Origin of the sequence: Bradyrhizobium sp. Y36, assembly GCF_002531575.1 — a bacterium.
In the GTDB taxonomy this organism is placed as follows: domain Bacteria; phylum Pseudomonadota; class Alphaproteobacteria; order Rhizobiales; family Xanthobacteraceae; genus Bradyrhizobium.
The window spans coordinates 76,498-93,270 of the sequence record NZ_NWTI01000011.1 but is presented as its reverse complement, the minus strand read 5'-3'; the positions used below and the strand labels follow the sequence as shown (position 1 = coordinate 93,270).

General features: G+C 63.6%; 14 protein-coding genes. 7 read left to right on the top strand and 7 right to left on the bottom strand.

What is annotated here, in order from left to right:
• Positions 1 to 165 precede the first annotated feature (165 nt).
• Complete coding sequence (locus CO669_RS19430) at positions 166 to 2,955, top strand: [protein-PII] uridylyltransferase (protein WP_097661549.1); 2,790 nt, start codon at positions 166 to 168, stop codon at positions 2,953 to 2,955.
• A 48-nt stretch (positions 2,956 to 3,003) separates the two neighbouring features.
• On the opposite strand, the gene CO669_RS19425 is transcribed toward CO669_RS19430, so the two are convergent.
• Positions 3,004 to 3,909 (bottom strand): LysR family transcriptional regulator, encoded by a 906-nt coding sequence (locus CO669_RS19425; RefSeq protein ID WP_198964120.1) that lies wholly within the window; start codon positions 3,907 to 3,909, stop codon positions 3,004 to 3,006.
• Between the two features lie 182 nt (positions 3,910 to 4,091).
• Here CO669_RS19425 and CO669_RS19420 point away from each other — a divergent pair, with 182 nt between their 5' ends.
• A complete protein-coding gene (locus CO669_RS19420; protein ID WP_097661547.1) occupies positions 4,092 to 4,460 on the top strand; it encodes a nuclear transport factor 2 family protein in 369 nt (122 codons plus the stop codon).
• 83 nt (positions 4,461 to 4,543) lie between these two features.
• Here the strand turns inward: CO669_RS19420 and CO669_RS19415 are convergent, their stop codons facing one another.
• Positions 4,544 to 5,074 carry a methylated-DNA--[protein]-cysteine S-methyltransferase gene (locus tag CO669_RS19415; RefSeq protein WP_097661546.1) on the bottom strand — a complete coding sequence of 177 codons (531 nt, stop codon included), beginning with the start codon at positions 5,072 to 5,074 and terminating at the stop codon, positions 4,544 to 4,546.
• Between the two features lie 99 nt (positions 5,075 to 5,173).
• On the opposite strand from CO669_RS19415, the gene CO669_RS19410 reads away from it, so the two are divergent.
• The 3 genes from CO669_RS19410 (at position 5,174) to CO669_RS19400 (ending at position 8,303) form a co-directional block, all read left to right on the top strand.
• Positions 5,174 to 5,530 carry a DUF1304 domain-containing protein gene (locus CO669_RS19410; protein WP_245444395.1) on the top strand — a complete coding sequence of 119 codons (357 nt, stop codon included), beginning with the start codon at positions 5,174 to 5,176 and terminating at the stop codon, positions 5,528 to 5,530.
• A 133-nt stretch (positions 5,531 to 5,663) separates the two neighbouring features.
• Positions 5,664 to 6,890: an ABC transporter substrate-binding protein gene (locus tag CO669_RS19405; RefSeq protein ID WP_097661545.1), complete on the top strand. Its 1,227-nt coding sequence runs from the start codon at positions 5,664 to 5,666 to the stop codon at positions 6,888 to 6,890.
• Positions 6,891 to 7,082: 192 nt separating this feature from the next.
• The gene (locus tag CO669_RS19400) at positions 7,083 to 8,303 is read left to right on the top strand and encodes an ABC transporter substrate-binding protein (RefSeq protein ID WP_198964107.1); all 1,221 of its coding nucleotides are present in this window, start codon (positions 7,083 to 7,085) and stop codon (positions 8,301 to 8,303) included.
• A 110-nt stretch (positions 8,304 to 8,413) separates the two neighbouring features.
• Here CO669_RS19400 and CO669_RS19395 read toward each other — a convergent pair whose 3' ends face one another.
• Complete coding sequence (locus CO669_RS19395) at positions 8,414 to 8,839, bottom strand: DUF1330 domain-containing protein (RefSeq protein ID WP_097661544.1); 426 nt, start codon at positions 8,837 to 8,839, stop codon at positions 8,414 to 8,416.
• Between the two features lie 178 nt (positions 8,840 to 9,017).
• Between CO669_RS19395 and CO669_RS19390 the strand changes: the two genes are divergently transcribed.
• Both CO669_RS19390 and CO669_RS19385 read left to right on the top strand, forming a co-directional pair.
• Entirely contained in the window at positions 9,018 to 11,234 is a 2,217-nt protein-coding gene (locus CO669_RS19390) for a transglycosylase domain-containing protein (protein ID WP_097661543.1), read from the top strand.
• A 278-nt stretch (positions 11,235 to 11,512) separates the two neighbouring features.
• Positions 11,513 to 12,172: a hypothetical protein gene (locus CO669_RS19385; RefSeq protein WP_097661542.1), complete on the top strand. Its 660-nt coding sequence runs from the start codon at positions 11,513 to 11,515 to the stop codon at positions 12,170 to 12,172.
• A 156-nt stretch (positions 12,173 to 12,328) separates the two neighbouring features.
• Here the strand turns inward: CO669_RS19385 and CO669_RS19380 are convergent, their stop codons facing one another.
• The 4 genes from CO669_RS19380 to CO669_RS19365 all read right to left on the bottom strand — a co-directional run bounded on the left by CO669_RS19380 (position 12,329) and on the right by CO669_RS19365 (position 16,726).
• The gene (locus CO669_RS19380; protein WP_097661541.1) at positions 12,329 to 13,168 is read right to left on the bottom strand and encodes a M48 family metallopeptidase; all 840 of its coding nucleotides are present in this window, start codon (positions 13,166 to 13,168) and stop codon (positions 12,329 to 12,331) included.
• Positions 13,169 to 13,385: 217 nt separating this feature from the next.
• The gene (locus CO669_RS19375) at positions 13,386 to 14,714 is read right to left on the bottom strand and encodes a polyhydroxyalkanoate depolymerase (RefSeq protein ID WP_097661540.1); all 1,329 of its coding nucleotides are present in this window, start codon (positions 14,712 to 14,714) and stop codon (positions 13,386 to 13,388) included.
• A gap of 121 nt (positions 14,715 to 14,835) precedes the next feature.
• The gene (locus CO669_RS19370) at positions 14,836 to 15,654 is read right to left on the bottom strand and encodes an ABC transporter permease (protein WP_097661539.1); all 819 of its coding nucleotides are present in this window, start codon (positions 15,652 to 15,654) and stop codon (positions 14,836 to 14,838) included.
• 268 nt (positions 15,655 to 15,922) lie between these two features.
• The gene (locus tag CO669_RS19365) at positions 15,923 to 16,726 is read right to left on the bottom strand and encodes an ABC transporter ATP-binding protein (RefSeq protein WP_097661538.1); all 804 of its coding nucleotides are present in this window, start codon (positions 16,724 to 16,726) and stop codon (positions 15,923 to 15,925) included.
• Between the last annotated feature and the right edge of the window lie 47 nt (positions 16,727 to 16,773).

Below are 16,773 nucleotides of genomic sequence, written 5' to 3'. Positions count from 1 at the left end.
TTGTTTTTCAATGAGTTATATCTAGAGGTCAACGAGAAAATCCGCCCCTTGAAAGCCCCCCGGCTGAGAACAGATTTGCCCGAAGCCGCAGCTTTCCAGCATGGAACGACTATTGCCAGAGAATGGCGGGTGACAGCGCCTGTCACCTCTTATATCCGGTGAGACATGGACAGCGTCGCAACTGAGCACAGGCCCGAGGTGGATGATCGTTTCGACACGGCGCGGATCACCGCCGCAGTCGATGCGCTCGCCGAGAAGCACCAGGGACGCGAGGACGCGTTCCGCACGGCCATGGCGCAATTGCTCAAGGCCGAGCTGATCGCGGCGCGCGCCGCGGCGCAGGAGATCCTCCTGAAGGACCGCCACGGCCGCCGCTGTGCCGAGCGGCTGTGCCATGTCCAGGACGAGATCATCCGCATTCTCTATTCGGCGTCGACCCGCCATCTCTACCGCTCGCCGATCCCGAGCGGCGCCGAGCGCATGGCGGTGGTGGCGACCGGCGGCTACGGCCGCGGCCTGATGGCTCCCGAATCCGACATCGATCTGCTCTTCATCCTGCCCTACAAGCAGACCGCCTGGGGCGAGCAGGTGGCAGAGGCCATCCTCTATTGCCTCTGGGACATGGGACTGAAGGTCGGCCACGCCACGCGATCGGTGGACGAGTCGATCCGGCAGGCGCGCGGCGACATGACCATTCGCACCGCAATCCTGGAGACGCGGTTCCTGACCGGCGACAGGCCGCTCTATGACGAGCTTGTCGCGCGCTTCGACAAGGAGGTGGTGCAGGGCACCGCCTCGGAATTCGTCACCGCCAAGCTCGCCGAGCGCGAGGAGCGGCATCGCCGCGGCGGCCAGTCGCGCTATCTGGTCGAGCCCAACGTCAAGGACGGCAAGGGCGCGCTGCGCGACCTGCACACGCTGTTCTGGATCGCCAAATACGTCTACCGCGTGCGCGACACCAGCGAGCTGGTCGAGCGCGGCGTGTTCGACGCGCAGGAATATCGCAGCTTCCGCCGCTGCGCCGATTTCCTCTGGTCGGTGCGCTGCAATCTGCATTTCTACTCCGGCCGCGCCGAAGAGCGCCTCTCCTTCGACCTCCAGCGCGAGATCGCGGTGCGGCTCGGCTACACCTCGCATCCCGGCATGCAGGACGTCGAGCGCTTCATGAAGCACTACTTCCTGGTCGCCAAGGAGGTCGGAAACCTCACCGCCATCCTGTGCGCCAAGCTCGAGGACCAGCAGGCCAAGCCCGCCCCGGTGCTGAGCCGGATGATGGCGCGGCTGCGCCCGACCGCGGCGAAGCGGCGCGTCCCCGACAGCGACGACTTCATCGTCGACAACAACCGCATCAACGTCGCCGCGCCCGACGTCTTCAAGCACGACCCGGTCAATCTGATCCGCATCTTCCGCCTCGCGCAGAAGAACAACCTCGCCTTCCATCCGGATGCGATGCGCGACGTGACGCGCTCGCTCGGCCTCATCAACGCGCAGATGCGCGAAAATCCCGAGGCCAATCGGCTGTTCATGGAGATCCTGACCTCCGACAACGCCGAGATCGTGCTGCGGCGGATGAACGAGACCGGCGTGCTCGGCCATTTCATCCGCGCCTTCGGCAAGATCGTCTCGATGATGCAGTTCAACATGTATCATCACTACACCGTCGACGAGCACCTGATCCGCTGCGTCGGCTTCCTCCAGGACATCGAGCGCGGCGGCCTCGATGAATTCGCGCTCGCCAGCGACCTGATGCGCAAGATCCGGCCCGAACATCGGGCGGTGATCTACATCGTGACGCTGCTGCACGACATCGCGAAGGGCCGGCCCGAGGATCATTCGATCGCCGGCGCCAAGGTGGCGCGGCGGCTCTGCCCGCGGCTCGGCTTCAGCGCCGCCGACACCGAGCTCATCGCCTGGCTGATCGAGGAGCATCTGACGATGTCCACCGTCGCGCAGTCGCGCGACCTCTCCGACCGCAAGACCATCGAGAATTTCGCAGCCGTGGTGCAGTCGGTCGAGCAGATGAAGCTGCTGACGATTTTGACCACCGCCGACATCCGCGGCGTCGGGCCCGGCGTATGGAACGGCTGGAAGGCACAGCTGCTGCGCTCGCTCTATTACGAAACCGAGCCGGTGCTCACGGGCGGCTTCTCGGAGGTCGATCGCGGCAAGCGCCTCACCGCTGCCTATGCCGAATTCCGTAACGCCTTCGCCGAATGGCCGGCGGAGGAGCTCGACGCCTATATCGGCCGGCACTATCCGGCCTATTGGCTCAAGGTCGAGCTGCCGCGCAAGATCCGCCACGCCCGCTTCGTCCGCTCCAGCGAGCAGGCCGGCCACAAGCTCGCGATCAATGTCGGCTTCGACGAGGTGCGCGGCGTCACCGAGCTGACGATTTTCGCGGCCGACCATCCCTGGCTGCTCTCGATCATCGCGGGCGCCTGCGCCTCGGCCGGCGCCAATATCGTCGACGCCCAGATCTACACCACGACGGACGGCCGCGCGCTCGACACGATCTCGATCTCCCGGGAATACGACCGCGACGAGGACGAGGGACGCCGCGCCACGCGCATCGGCGAGATGATCGAGGACGTGCTGGAAGGCAAGCTGCGCCTGCCCGAAGTGGTGGCGCGGCGCACCGTGCGCAGCAAGGCGCGGCCCTTCGTGATCGAGCCAGAGGTGACCATCAACAACCAATGGTCCGACCGCTACACCGTGATCGAGGTCTCCGGCCTCGACCGGCCCGGCCTGCTCTACGAGCTGACCACCGCGATCTCGAAGCTCAACCTCAACATTGCCTCAGCCCACGTCGCGACCTTCGGCGAGCGCGCCCGCGACGTGTTCTACGTCACCGATCTCCTGGGCGCACAGATCAACGCGCCGACGCGGCAGGCCGCGATCAAGAGCGCGCTGACCCATGTGATGGCCGGCGACAAGGCGGTTCAGCCGGCCGCGTGAGTTTTCTCGTCATCCCGCGCTCGCGGCTAACGAGCTCTGCCCTCTTGACTACGATCGCGCCGACTTTTGTTCAGAGTGTCGTAGCGCGTTCACGAGCGCAGACAGCGCGGCTGGTTGGTGCTGACGACTGGGATAATACATGAAGAAGCCGGGAATTGGCGGCGTCCAATCCTCCAGCACCCGAATAAGGCGGCGCTTCGCAATATGTTCGGCGACCTGCTCTTCATAGGCGAGTCCGATACCAACTCCGGCGAGCGCTGCCTGAATCACCAGGTGAGTGTCGTCAATGACGAGCGGGCCATTCACGTTGATCGTGACCGACTTTCGTCCTTGCTCAAACTCCCAGCGATACGGGCCACCTGCAAGACGCAGGGTAATGCATCGATGATCGCTCAGATCCCTCGGCTTTTCGGGAATGCGCCGTGAGGCGAAATAGCGAGGCGATCCTATCACAGCCAATCGCAATTCGGGCGTGACACGAACGGCGATCATGTCCTTTTGAATGTACTCGCCAAGCTGAATGCCGGCATCGAACTCGCCTGCAACGAGGTCCACCGGGCCCGTGACGGTGACGACGTCCAGAACGATGTCGGGGTAGGCCTCAGCGAAAGCTCTGAGCCGCGGCAGCAAGACCATCACCGCAGCCGATCGCGACATGACAATTCGAAGACGACCTTCGGGCCGGCTCCGAATGCTTCGGGCTTTGTCGAGCGCATGCCGAATTTGCTCGAGCGCCGGAGACAGATCTTCCAGGAGAGCTGCTCCCGCGGCGGTCGGCGCAACGCTCCTGGTCGTTCGCGCGAGCAGCTTCAACTCGAGCCGCTGCTCAAGCCTCCGGATTGTGTGGCTCAGGGCAGACTGAGACACACCGAGTTTCATCGCAGCGCGCGTAAAGCTTCGTTCACGGGCCACGATTGCAAACGTGGCGAGGTCGTTCATTTCGTCTGTCATCATCATGAATATTGCTCATGAGCTCATGCCATTCAAGATGACTAGTCTCATAAGTGACCTTGCCGTAGGTTTTGCGCGAGCACGGGAGACGACCTGCAGAACTCTTCTGCGCGAGGCGGGTCGCCGCTCGACACAGCTGCCCGGACCGCATGAATGAGTCCGGTGCAAGAGCCTTGAGGATCACAATGGACACGGACGTGCTTGCCTTGCGCTCCCTAGCGCAGACCTATTTCGATGCCGCCTATGAAATGGATGCCGAGAGATTTGCATCCATATTTCACCCCTCGAGTTCCGTGACGAAGGTCGCCGAGGGCGGCGACGTGGGCGTGACGCCGATTGCGTCCTGGCTGGCGGTGGTTCGCAACACGAAAGCTCCGAAGCAACAGGGTTTCGAGCGAGAAGACCAGATCCTGTCAATCGACGTTGACGGAGAGCTCGCGCTTTTGAAGGTCAAATTACGCCTTCCGCCGCGCACCTTCACGGACCTGTTGTCGTGCTTGAAGGTGAACGGGACCTGGAAAATAGCGCAAAAAGTGATGACGTCGAAAGTCTGACGGATTCGGTTACGGCAAGGCGGCCTCCCTGAGGCAGGTGCGGCCCCAGGCACGATTCACTCGAAAGGTCCTCAGGCCGGGCCTCAAACCTCCACCCCCTCATGCCGCAGCAGCCAGCGCTTGCGCGCGAGGCCGCCGCCGTATTTCACCAGCGAGCCGTCGGCGCCAATGAGCCGATGGCACGGCAGCACGACGCTGATCGGGTTGGAGCCGTTGGCATGACCGACGGCGCGAATGGCCCTGGGCATCTCGATCTTCGCGGCGAGCGCGCCGTAGCTCATCGTGGTACCCGCCGAGATTTCCGCGAGCGCGGTCCAGACCTTCTGCTGGAACGGCGTGCCGGCGACGCGCCATGTGACGTTCGAGAGCTGACCAAGATCGCCTTCGAAGTAGGCCGACAGCGCCGTCCGCATGGACGCAGGCGCAGGGTGGTCACCGAGATCGACCGCTCCGTAGTGCAAGCGCAACAGCTCGCGCATGCGGTGCTCATAGTCTTCCCAGTCCAGTGCGCGCAGCACACCCTCGGCATCGGTGACGAGCAGGGCAATCCCGATCGGCGTCGCCAGGCGATCGAGGCCAAAGCTTACAGACGGTTTGATTGATCGCGCAGGCATGCTGGCACCATTGCATCGAAACACGCCGTCGCGTTTGACACGCCGGTCATGCTATCGTCCACCCGAAAGCTGACGCTTTTGGGGGAGCTCACCTTGAACTTGATCGCCAATGTCCTGGTGGCGCTGGTCGCCGCACTGCACGCTTACTTCCTGATCCTGGAGATGTTCCTCTGGGACAAGCCGCAGGGCTTGAAGGTCTTCCGCAACACGCCGGAGAAGGCCGCGATCACGAAGGTGCTGGCTGCCAATCAGGGGCTCTATAACGGCTTCCTCGCCGCGGGCCTGGTCTGGGGCCTCGTCCACGGCAACCCGGCCTTCGCATTCCAGATCAAGGCTTTCTTCCTGCTTTGCGTGATCGTTGCCGGCGCCTATGGCGCCGCGACCGTCAGCAGCCGCATCCTGATGGTGCAGGCACTGCCGGCGGCAATCGCGCTGGCGGCAGTGTTCCTGACCTGAGACGCTACGGCGCAGCGCTGCGATCCTTGCGCAGCGTCGAGCCTTCCTCCACAATCTTCGGCAGCGATGGCGACCGTTGCAATCAACGGGAAAAGACCGTCGACCGAAAATTCCGTCAGGAGGAACAACCAAGATGAACAATCGCAGAGCCTTCATAGCTGCCACGGCGACGCTCGCCTTCGCGTTCTCCGCAAGCCAGGCGCTTGCCCAGAAGAAATACGACACCGGCGCAACCGACACCGAGATCAAGATCGGCCAGACCGTGCCGTTCTCCGGCGCCTATTCCGTCTACGCCAATATCGGCAAGACCCAGGCCGCCTATTTCAAGATGATCAACGATCAGGGCGGCATCAACGGCCGCAAGATCAATCTGATCCAGTATGACGATGCCTACTCGCCGCCGAAAACGGTGGAGCAGGTGCGCAAGCTCGTCGAGGGCGACGAGGTGCTGTTCACCTTCCAGCTGATCGGCACCGCGGCCAACGCGGCCGTGCAGAAATATCTCAACGGCAAGAAGGTGCCGCAGCTGCTGGCCTCGACCGGCGCGGCGCGCTTCAACGATCCCCAGAACTATCCCTGGACCATCGCCTACAATCCCAACTACGTCTCCGAGGGACGGATCTACGCCAAATACATTCTCAAGGAGCATCCCAACGCCAAGATCGGCGTGCTCTACCAGAACGACGACATGGGCCGCGACTATCTCGCGGGCCTGAAAAGCGGCCTCGGCGACAAGGCCGCCAGCATGGTCGTCGGAGAAGTCTCCTACGAGGTCACCGACCCCACCGTCGACTCCCAGGTGGTCAAGCTGAAGTCGATGGGCGTCGACGTGTTCTTCGACGCCTCGACGCCGAAGTTCGCGGCACAGGCGATCAAGAAGCTGGCCGACCTCGGCTGGACGCCGGTGCACATCCTCGACATCAATGCGAGCCCGATCTCGGCGACGCTGAAGCCGGCCGGCCTCGACATCTCCAAGGGCATCATCTCGACCCAATACGGCAAGGAGCCCAGCGATCCCCAGTGGAAGGACGATCCCGGCGTGAAGGCCTTCTTCGCCTTCATGGACAAGTATTTCCCGGAAGGCGACAAGCTCAACACCGTCAACACCTATGCCTATTCGGTGGCGGAGCTGCTGGTGCAGGTCCTGAAGCAATGCGGCGACGATCTGACGCGTGAGAACATCATGAGGCAGGTCGCCAACATCAAGGACTTCACACCGAGCTTCGCCCTGCCCGGCATCAAGATCAACACCGGGCCGAACGACTTCCGCGTCAACAAGCAGATGCAGATGATGAAGTTCAACGGCGAACGCTGGGAGCTGTTCGGACCGATCATCGAGGACTCCGGACCCGCGGGTTAGGGACGACGCAGGGTGGGTTCCGCCAGCGGCTGCGCTTCGTGCAGCCGGGCGGTTAACCCACCCTACGAACTGCGGGCCTCCCCCGCCTTGCATCGCAACAATCGTTCCTCCACACTCGCCCTCAGCGGTGGCATCGGACGCGCAAGCGCGCGCCGAGAGATCATCGGCAAAAACAGACTGAGGGAATTGCGAATGAGGAATGGAAAGCTGCATCTGGCCACGGCGCTTGCTCTGGCGCTGTCGATTTCAGCGGCCAATGCCCAGAAGAAATACGATCCAGGCGCCAGCGACACCGAGATCAAGATCGGACAGACCATGCCGTTCTCGGGACCGGCGTCGGCCTATTCGTCGATCGGCAAGACGCAGGCCGCCTATTTCAAGATGATCAACGACCAGGGCGGCATCAACGGCCGCAAGATCAACCTGATCCAGTATGACGACGCCTATTCGCCGCCGAAAGCCGTGGAGCAGATCCGCAAGCTGGTCGAGAGCGACGAGGTGCTGCTGACCTTCCAGATCATCGGCACGCCCGTGAACGCGGCCGTGCAGAAATATCTGAACGCCAAGAAGGTGCCGCAGCTGTTCGCGGCGACCGGCGCCTCCAGGTTCACCGACCCGAAGAACTTTCCGTGGACCATGGGCTTCAATCCCAACTACTTCGTCGAGGGCCGCATCTACGGCCAGTACATCCTGAAGGAGCATCCGAACGCCAAGATCGGCGTGCTCTACCAGAACGACGACCTCGGCAAGGACTACCTGAACGGACTCAAGGCCGGCCTCGGCGACAAGGCCGCCAAGATGATCGTGACCGAGGCGTCCTATGAGGTGTCCGATCCGACCGTCGACTCACAGATCCTCAAGATCAAGGACGCCGGCGCCGACCTGTTCTTCAGCGCGAGCACGCCGAAGCAGGCCGCGCAGGCGATCAAGAAGATCGCCGAAATCGGCTGGCATCCGGTTCAGATCGTCGACATCAACGCCACCTCGGTCGGCGCGGTGCTGAAGCCCGCTGGCCTCGACGCCGCAAAGGGCCTGATCAGCGTCAATTACGGCAAGGAGCCGCTCGATCCGACCTGGAAGGACGATGCCGGGCTGAAGAAGTATTTCGACTTCATGGCGAAGTACTATCCCGACGGCGACAAGGACTCGAACTTCAACACCTATGGCTACAGCACGGCACAGCTGCTGGTGCATGTGCTGAAGCAGTGCGGTGACGATCTGACCCGCGACAACGTCATGAAGCAGGCCGCCTCGGTGAAGGACTTCGCCACCGACACCGCACTGCCCGGCATCAAGGTCAACACCTCGCCGACCGACTACCGCGTCAACAAGCAGCTTCAGATGATGAAGTTCAACGGCGAGCGCTGGGAGCTGTTCGGCCCGATCCTGGAGGATACGGGTCCGGCGGGCTAGTTTCCATCGCCGTCATTCCGGGGCGATGCGACAGCATCGAACCCGGAATGACTGAATGAGAAATCGTGGATGGCCGGGTCAAGCCCGGCCATGACGACCGAGACAGACGTCTACTCCGGTATCTCCCCAAAGTTCTTGCCCACCGGCAGCACCGCATGCCGGATCAGCCGGGAATCCTCCACCGCGGCCTGACGGTGCTTCACGGCCTCGCGATAGGCGGGATCGCGGATCATCTCGACGAAGGCTGCAACGCTCGGATATTCCGCGATGAAGCAATGGTCCCAGCGCTCCTCCTGCGGACCGATCAGCATCAGCTCGAACTTGCCCTGCCAGACGATGCGGCCGCCGAGGCGCTCGAACACCGGGCCGCTCTCGCGGCCATAGGCGGCATAGGCTTCCGCGCCGCTCGCCTTGCGACCGTCCGGATAGGCCGCCTCTTTCCGCAACCGCACCAGGTTGAGCATGTGGATCGGACCGGGACGGTCGTTCTCCCGGAACTGCGCGAAGATCTCCTTGGTCGGATCGATATGGCCCATGTGGGTTTCCTCTGCGTGCTTCCTCTTTTTGTGCCGGCGATCCTAGCTCCGGTGCCAAAGGAGCGGAACTGCGGGGTGCGAATGCCCCACCTCCTAATCGCGCGTTAACGCCGGGGTAACCGGGCCTTAAACAGCGACCGCTAGCGTGCGGCGGGGCGGGCTGACCGGGCATTTGCGTATGGCGTGGGGAAAGAAAAAGGGAGGGCGGAAGGAGCCGATGTTCGGCTTGCCGGCGGCGCTCGCCGATCTGCGCCTGACTGCCGCCGATCGCATTCCCAACGCGACTGAGGACAAGCCGAAGAAATCGACGAAACCATCCGCCAAGCGCAAGAGCGAGGATGCCGGCGGCGAGCCGCCGCGCGAGCGCAAGGCACCAGCCGGCCGCAGCGGCGCCAAACGGCGCGCGAAATCCGGCGGGTTCAGCCTCGGCCGCCTGGTCTATTGGGGTGCCGTGCTGAGCCTGTGGGGCGTGATCGCCGTGGTCGGCGTCGTGATCTATGTCGGCGCCCATCTGCCGGCGATCCAGTCGCTGGAGATCCCCAAGCGCCCGCCGACGATCCAGATCGTCGGCATCGACGGCAGCGTGCTGGCGCAGCGCGGCGAGATGGCCGGCGCCAATATCGCGCTGAAGGACCTGCCGCCTTACTTGCCGAAAGCGTTCATCGCCATCGAGGACCGCCGCTTCTATTCTCATTTCGGCATCGACCCCGTCGGCATTTTGCGCGCCCTCGTCACCAACGTGCTCCATCGCGGCGTGTCGCAGGGCGGCTCGACGCTGACGCAGCAGCTGGCGAAGAACCTGTTCTTGACCCAGGAACGCACCATGCAGCGCAAGCTGCAGGAGGCCGAGCTCGCGATCTGGCTGGAGCGCAAGCATTCCAAGGACGAGATCCTGGAGCTCTATCTCAACCGCGTCTATTTCGGCTCCGGCGCCTACGGCGTCGAAGCCGCCGCGCAAAAATATTTCGGCAAGTCGGCGAGGAGCGTCACCATCGCCGAGGCCGCGATGCTCGCCGGCCTCGTCAAGTCGCCCTCGCGCCTTGCGCCGAACCGCAATCCGGAAGGCGCCGAAGCCCGCGCGCAGATCGTGCTCGCGGCGATGGCGGACGCGAAATTCATCACCGATGCGCAGGCGCAGGCCTCGATCGGCCATCCCTCCTACAATGTGAAGCCGGTCGGCGCCGGCACGGTCAACTACGTCGCCGACTGGATCGGCGAGGTGCTGGACGACCTGGTCGGCCAGATCGACGAGAGCATCAAGGTCGAGACCACGATCGATCCCAAGCTGCAAAGCGTTGCGGAAGCCGCCATCATCGACGAGCTCGCGGCCAAGAGCGTCAAGTTCAACGTCAGCCAGGGCGCACTGGTGGCGATGACGCCCGACGGCGCGGTGCGCGCCATGGTCGGCGGACGGAACTATTCCGAGAGCCAGTACAATCGGGCGGTGACCGCCAAGCGCCAGCCGGGCTCCTCGTTCAAGCCGTTCGTCTATCTCACCGCGCTGGAGCAGGGCCTGACGCCGGACACGACGCGCCAGGATGCGCCGATCGAGGTCAAGGGCTGGAAACCCGAGAACTACACCCACGAATATTTCGGCGCGGTGACGCTGACGCAAGCACTGGCGATGTCGCTCAACACCGTCGCCATCCGCCTCGGTCTCGAGGTTGGACCGAAGAATGTGGTGCGCACCGCGCACCGGCTCGGCATCTCCTCAAAACTCGAGCCCAACGCCTCGATCGCGCTCGGCACCTCGGAAGTCTCGGTCGTCGAGCTGGTCGGCGCCTACGCGCCCTTCGCCAACGGAGGCTTCGCGGTGGCGCCGCATGTCGTGACGCGGATCAGGACGCTCAGCGGCAAGCTGCTCTACATGCGCCAGCCGGACGAGCACACCCAGGTCATCGACCCCCGCTATGTCGGCATGATGAACACGATGATGCGGGAGACGCTGATCTCGGGCACCGCCAAGAAGGCGGAGATCCCCGGCTGGCCGGCGGCCGGCAAGACCGGCACCAGCCAGGATTATCGCGACGCCTGGTTCATCGGCTACACCGCCAATCTCGTCACCGGCGTCTGGCTCGGCAATGACGACAACTCGCCGACGAAGAAGGCCACCGGCGGCGGCCTGCCGGTGGAAGTCTGGACGCGCTTCATGAAGACGGCGCACGAGGGCGTGCCGGTGGCGGCCCTGCCGAGCGTGCCCGGTGGCTGGGGCCTGTCAAATCTCGCGCAGGCCGCATCGCAGGTGTCGCCGCCGACAGCGGCGGCGCCCGCACCGGCAACGGCGAATAGCGGCGGTTATCGCCCGCCGCCCCCCACACGCGCCAATGTGCGGCCCGAGGCTGCGGCAGGGCTCGATGGCTGGCTGATGGACCGGCTGTTTGGCGGAAACCGATAGGCTCCGCCTGAGGTCGCCTGCGGCCTCAAGACAAAAACTGCGAAAACAACCCCATGCACAGTAGCCGAGGATAGCGAAATCAACGGCTTGCACGGGCCGCTCAGAACACCCGAAGTGCGCTGGGAAGCCTGCTCCGCCACTTCGGCAAGTCCTGCCTATGGCGGCAAGATTCACCGGCGCCCGCGACGTCCCGAAAGCAAAAACACCAACTTCTTCAAGGTCCCGTCAGCGGCCCGGAATTTGCTCTCATAGGTTGAGCGAGTCCGGGGGAGCGTTCCATGATTCCAAGTCTATCCAGCATGACGTTGCCTCATCTGCGTCCTGCATCAACGCCCACTTCAAACACGGCATCGAGTCTCCAGCCGGTGGTATCGGATGCGACTGACGCACCGACCAGCGGCTTCCGAATCGACGTCTCGCAGGTCAAGCCGCTGCAAGGTGCCACGCCGATAGCCGCGGCGGATCATCCCGTCCTGCGCGACCTGATGGCGACGAACTGGCTGATGACGCACGATACGCGTGCCCCTCAATCGGAGGTCGCGGACAATGCACCGGAGAACGCCTACGCCCAGGTGAAAGTCGACGGCAAGGTGGTGGCCACGCTGTACAACAGCGGGGCTTCGGCGATGACCAACGCGGCGGCCGCAAAGGTCGGCAAGCTGGAAGATCCTCCCGGCCTCAGTGGACCCGATCTGGCGCAGTGGCGGGCCGACAACTACGCCGAGCGGCTTGGCGGCACCATCGAGAAGGCTTCCACCGCGATCACGCAATCGCAATGGACGCCGCGCGAAAGCGCGTCCACGGCTTATAGCCGCGAGCAGCTCGACGCCGCCTTTCAGGCGATGCTGGCCGAGGGGCAGAAGGCCAGCGCGCGGTCGCAATCGGCCTATCTGGCTTCAGGCACGCAGGCGGGGACGAGCGCCGATTTCAGTGCGTGAGGGTTGCTTGATGCAGCTCCACTCTCGCCGTCATTCCCCGCGAAGGCGGGGAATCCAGTACGCCGCGGCTTCACGATTCAATCAGCGCCGTCTCGGAATACTGGATCGCCCGGTCAAGCCGGGCGATGACACCTTTCAAGACGTCAGCAGCGAGCCCTAATCCTCGACGCCGTACCGGTGCAGATCGTTGCCATACGTGTCGAGCCACTTCTTGGCGCGCTCCATCGACGGACAGACCTTGCCGCAGACGCGCCAGAAGCGGGCCGAGTGGTTCATCTCGACGAGATGAGCGACCTCGTGCGCGGCGAGGTAGTCGAGCACGAAGGGCGGCGCGAGGATCAGGCGCCAGGAGAACGACAGCGAGCCGGCCGAGGTGCAGGAACCCCAGCGGCTGGACTGGTCGCGGATCGAGAGGCGCTTGACCCTGACACCGAGCTCGGCGGCGTAGGCCTCCGCCGAACGCTGCAGATCGCGGCGTGCTTCGCGCTTGAGGAAATCGCTGACGCGGCGGTCGACATGTTCGAGTCCGCCGGCAACGCAGAGGATGCGTTCACCGCTGTCGCGCACCTCCGTCCACACCGTGCCGCGTGTGCCGGCGCGATGAACGATACGATGCGGCGTGCCACGCAGCGGTATCACCGTGCCCGGCTGGAACGGCGCGGCCTTCGGCAAACGACCGAGACGTGCGGCGATCCAAGCACCGTGACGCTGCGCGAAGTCCTTGGCTTCGGCCAGCGTGCCGCGCGGTGGCATGGTGAGGATGGCTTCGCGATCGCTCGGATGAATTCTGAGCGTATAGCGGCGCGCGCGGCGATGCCGGCGCAATCGGATGGCAAAAAATTGCGATCCGTGGGTGATGACGAGGGTCTTCGGTTCGTGGGGCCGCCGATAGAGGAGAGCGCGAGTGGCCATGTCTGTCAGTCCGGGGGGCAGGAGGGCGCCCGGATTCTGCCATAACCGCCGCCAGGGAAAGCGCTCGGCGCAAAAACAAATCATTTGCCCAATATACAGCGGTCTGGCGTCCGGGAGACCCTACAGACTGGGGTCGGAACCGGCTTTTTTCGCCCCCGCTGGACGCATGCGACACCCCCAAGGGCTGAGGGGGGACTCACTCCTATAAGGCTACCTAAATACCGCGAATCTGGCGGGAACTCGGCCCCTCCGGAGCCTCCGGCGGAGCCTGATTTTTCGACGGGAAAGCCGAAACGAGAGGTTATTCCGCTGCGCGTGCCTGCAACGAGCTGGGATTCGCTGCTGAGACCATGAAATCATGAATCCGCGGCACGATTTCCGACTTGAAGCGTGAGCCGTTGAACACGCCGTAATGTCCGACGCCCTTCTGGACGTAATGCACACGGCGATGATCGGGAATCGAGCTGCACAATGTGTGCGTCGCTTCGGTCTGACCAAGACCGGAGATGTCGTCATTCTCACCCTCGACCGTCATCAACGCGACGCGCGTGACCTTGGAGGGATCGACGCGTGTTCCACGATGGGTCATCTCGCCCTTGGGCAGCGAGTGCTTCACGAACACGGTGTCGACGGTCTGGAGGTAATACTCGGCGGAGAGGTCCATCACCGCGAGGTATTCGTCGTAAAACTCGCGATGCTTGTCGACGAGGTCACCGTCGCCCTTCACCAGATGGGCGAAGAGCTGCTTGTGGGCATCCATGTGCCGGTCGAGATTCATGCTGATGAAGCCGTTGAGCTGCAGGAATCCCGGATAGACGTCGCGCATCATGCCCGGATGCGGGAACGGCACCTTGGTGATGACGTGGTTGCGGAACCAGTCGATGCCGCGCTCCTGGGCGAGGTTGTTCACCGCGGTCGGATTGCGACGGGTGTCGATCGGGCCGCCCATCAGCGTCATCGAGGTCGGCACGAAGGGATCGCGCCGCGCCTCCATGATCGAGACCGCGGCAACGACGGGCACGGAGGGCTGGCACACCGCCATGACGTGGGTGTTGCCGCCGAGCACATGCAGCATCTCGATGACGTAATCGATGTAATCGTCGAGGTCGAAGCGGCCGTCGCTGAGCGGCACCATGCGGGCGTCGGCCCAATCGGTGATGTAGACCTCATGCGCGGGCAGGAAGGCCTCGACCGTGCCGCGCAGCAGCGTCGCGTAATGGCCGGACATCGGCGCGACGATCAGCACGCGTGGCTGCGGGCTGCGCAGCGGGCGGGCGAACTTGCGATCGAAGTAGAGCAGCCGGCAGAACGGCTTTTCCCACACCGGGCGGACCTCGACGGGGACGCGGATGCCGTTGACCTCGGTGTCGTTGAGGCCCCACTCCGGCTTGCCGTAGCGGCGCGTGGTTCGCTCGAACAATTCGCAGGCCGCGGCGACCGACTTGCCGACCTCGGTGCGCGTCCAGGGATTGAGCGGATTTTGAAACAGCAGCTTGGTCGCGTCCGTAACGGCACGCGCTGGATTGAGAGCGGCGTGCGCCATCTCGTACATCCAGTACATCGGCGTCGTCAGGACCGGACTGCCTTCGGCCGCCAGGGGCGGCGCGCCGCCAAACTCACCAATAGGCATCGCTATCTTCCTCTTCGCATCGCAACATACTGCCGAATGCGTAATATTGCGTCAATGCATGGTTCCGTACATCTACGTGGCCGAAACGGCTAAACCTGCCCGAATCCACGAGAAAGTGACACTATTCGCCGCCGGACAGCAGCGAGCCCTGTCGCTTGGCGCTGCGCAGAAGGGCAAGGAATGCCCCAAAAGATGCAACCAGAAGCACGGAATTGATGGCCAATGCAGCCAGCATCAGGTCGGCGCGGAAGGTGTTCTCGATCAGGAGCGCGCGCATTCCTTCGAACACGTAAGTCGGCGGCAGCGTCCAGGCGACGTATTGCAAAGAAACCGGCAGCACGCTGACGGGATAGTAGATGCAGGCGAGCGGCATGATCGCGAACATCAAGGTCCAGACGATGCTCTCGGCGCCTAGGCCGTTGCGCAGCACGAGGCCCGACACGAAGATGCCGACCGACCAGCTCGTGAAGATCAGATTGCAGAAGAAGGCGATCAACGGCAGGCCGAGCGCATAGACGTTGAAGTGAAACAGGAACAGCGCCAGCAGCGTCATCGGAATGATTCCGATCGCGAGCCGGATCAGGCTCATGACCATCAACGACAGCAGAAACTCGATCGGCCGGAGCGGACTCATCATGAGGTTGCCGAGATTGCGCGCCCACATCTCCTCCAGGAACGAGATGGAGAAGCCGAGCTGGCCGCGAAACAGGATGTCCCAGAGGATGACGGCGCCGATCAGCGTGCCGCCGGCGCGCGCGAAGAAGTTGGAATTCTCGGCGATGTAATATTGGATGAAGCCCCAGGTGATGACCTGCAGCGCCGGCCAGTACAACAGCTCGAGCAGCCGCGGCCAGGACGACAGCAGCAGGTACCAATACCGCAGGATCATCGCGCCGATACGATGGGCTGATATGCCGCGGTGGGCGGAGATGTCGGTCATGGGGGTGATCCGCGGCCCGGATGGAAACTGTCATCCCGGGACGCGACGTAGTCGCGGGCCCGGGATCCATAACCACAGGCGGCTGTTGTAGGGCGAGACAGGTAACTCCGAGTCGTCGTCAAACTCGATCCCGTGGTTATGGATTCCAGGTTCGCGCTCTGCGCGCCCCGGAATGACGAGGCCAAATCCGGCGCCGTCACATCGGGATGGAACGGTCCCGGATTACGCTTCGCTCCATCCGGGCTACGGCAGCCATTCAGAGATTTGCTCACCTCACCGCCTCCTTCGCCCCGTTCACCCGGCCGCGCGCGACGTCCAGGAACACCTCCTCCAGCGTGGTGCGGTTGTAGCGGGCCATGATCGCCTCGGGCGTGTCGTCGTCCTCGATGCGGCCGCGCTTCATGATGATGACGCGGTCGCAGAGCCGCTCGACCTCGAGCATGTTGTGCGACGCCAGAAGGATGGTGGCGTTGTTGTCCTTGCGATAGCGCTCCAGATGCGCCCGCACCCAGTCGGCGGTATCCGGGTCGAGCGAGGCGGTCGGCTCGTCCAGCAGCAACAGCTCGGGCTGGTTGATCAGCGCCTTTGCCAGCGCGACGCGGGTCTTCTGCCCGGCAGACAGCTTGCCGTTGGCGCGGTCGATGAAATCGGTGAGATCGAGATCGTCGGCGAGCTCCTTGATGCGGCCGGCGAGGTTCTTCACCGCATAGAGCTTGCCGAACACGGTGAGGTTCTGCCGCACCGTGAGCCGCATCGGCATGTCGACATAGGGGCTCTCGAAGTTCATCCGCCCCAGCACGGAAGCGCTCTGCTCGGGCATCTCATGACCGAGCACCTGCACGCGGCCGGAGGTCGGCAGCACCAGGCCCATGATCATCGCGATGGTCGTGGTCTTGCCGGCGCCGTTGCCGCCCAGAAGCCCGGTGATGCTGCCGCGCGGCAGGACAAAGGAGATGTCGTCGACGGCCTGGGTCTGTTTGTAGACCTTGACGAGGTGATCGACGGCGATCGCCGCGGGCAAGCTGCGCTCCGCGACAGTCGGCCGACTTGAAGCCTCGTCATTCTCCGTCATGCTGACCGTTCTTCTGCTATTGCGGCAGGGAGCGCAAGGCTTGTAAT

What these genes read in the sequence shown, in the direction of transcription:
- CO669_RS19385 (WP_097661542.1), top strand. Translation starts at nt 11,513, where the DNA reads ATGATTCCAAGTCTATCCAGCATGACGTTGCCTCATCTGCGTCCTGCA.
- CO669_RS19370 (WP_097661539.1), bottom strand. Translation starts at nt 15,654, where the DNA reads ATGACCGACATCTCCGCCCACCGCGGCATATCAGCCCATCGTATCGGC.
- CO669_RS19395 (WP_097661544.1), bottom strand. Translation starts at nt 8,839, where the DNA reads ATGGGCCATATCGATCCGACCAAGGAGATCTTCGCGCAGTTCCGGGAG.
- CO669_RS19380 (WP_097661541.1), bottom strand. Translation starts at nt 13,168, where the DNA reads ATGATTTGTTTTTGCGCCGAGCGCTTTCCCTGGCGGCGGTTATGGCAG.
- CO669_RS19375 (WP_097661540.1), bottom strand. Translation starts at nt 14,714, where the DNA reads ATGCCTATTGGTGAGTTTGGCGGCGCGCCGCCCCTGGCGGCCGAAGGC.
- CO669_RS19420 (WP_097661547.1), top strand. Translation starts at nt 4,092, where the DNA reads ATGGACACGGACGTGCTTGCCTTGCGCTCCCTAGCGCAGACCTATTTC.
- CO669_RS19365 (WP_097661538.1), bottom strand. Translation starts at nt 16,726, where the DNA reads ATGACGGAGAATGACGAGGCTTCAAGTCGGCCGACTGTCGCGGAGCGC.
- CO669_RS19400 (WP_198964107.1), top strand. Translation starts at nt 7,083, where the DNA reads ATGAGGAATGGAAAGCTGCATCTGGCCACGGCGCTTGCTCTGGCGCTG.
- CO669_RS19390 (WP_097661543.1), top strand. Translation starts at nt 9,018, where the DNA reads ATGGCGTGGGGAAAGAAAAAGGGAGGGCGGAAGGAGCCGATGTTCGGC.
- CO669_RS19405 (WP_097661545.1), top strand. Translation starts at nt 5,664, where the DNA reads ATGAACAATCGCAGAGCCTTCATAGCTGCCACGGCGACGCTCGCCTTC.
- CO669_RS19430 (WP_097661549.1), top strand. Translation starts at nt 166, where the DNA reads ATGGACAGCGTCGCAACTGAGCACAGGCCCGAGGTGGATGATCGTTTC.
- CO669_RS19415 (WP_097661546.1), bottom strand. Translation starts at nt 5,074, where the DNA reads ATGCCTGCGCGATCAATCAAACCGTCTGTAAGCTTTGGCCTCGATCGC.
- CO669_RS19425 (WP_198964120.1), bottom strand. Translation starts at nt 3,909, where the DNA reads ATGATGACAGACGAAATGAACGACCTCGCCACGTTTGCAATCGTGGCC.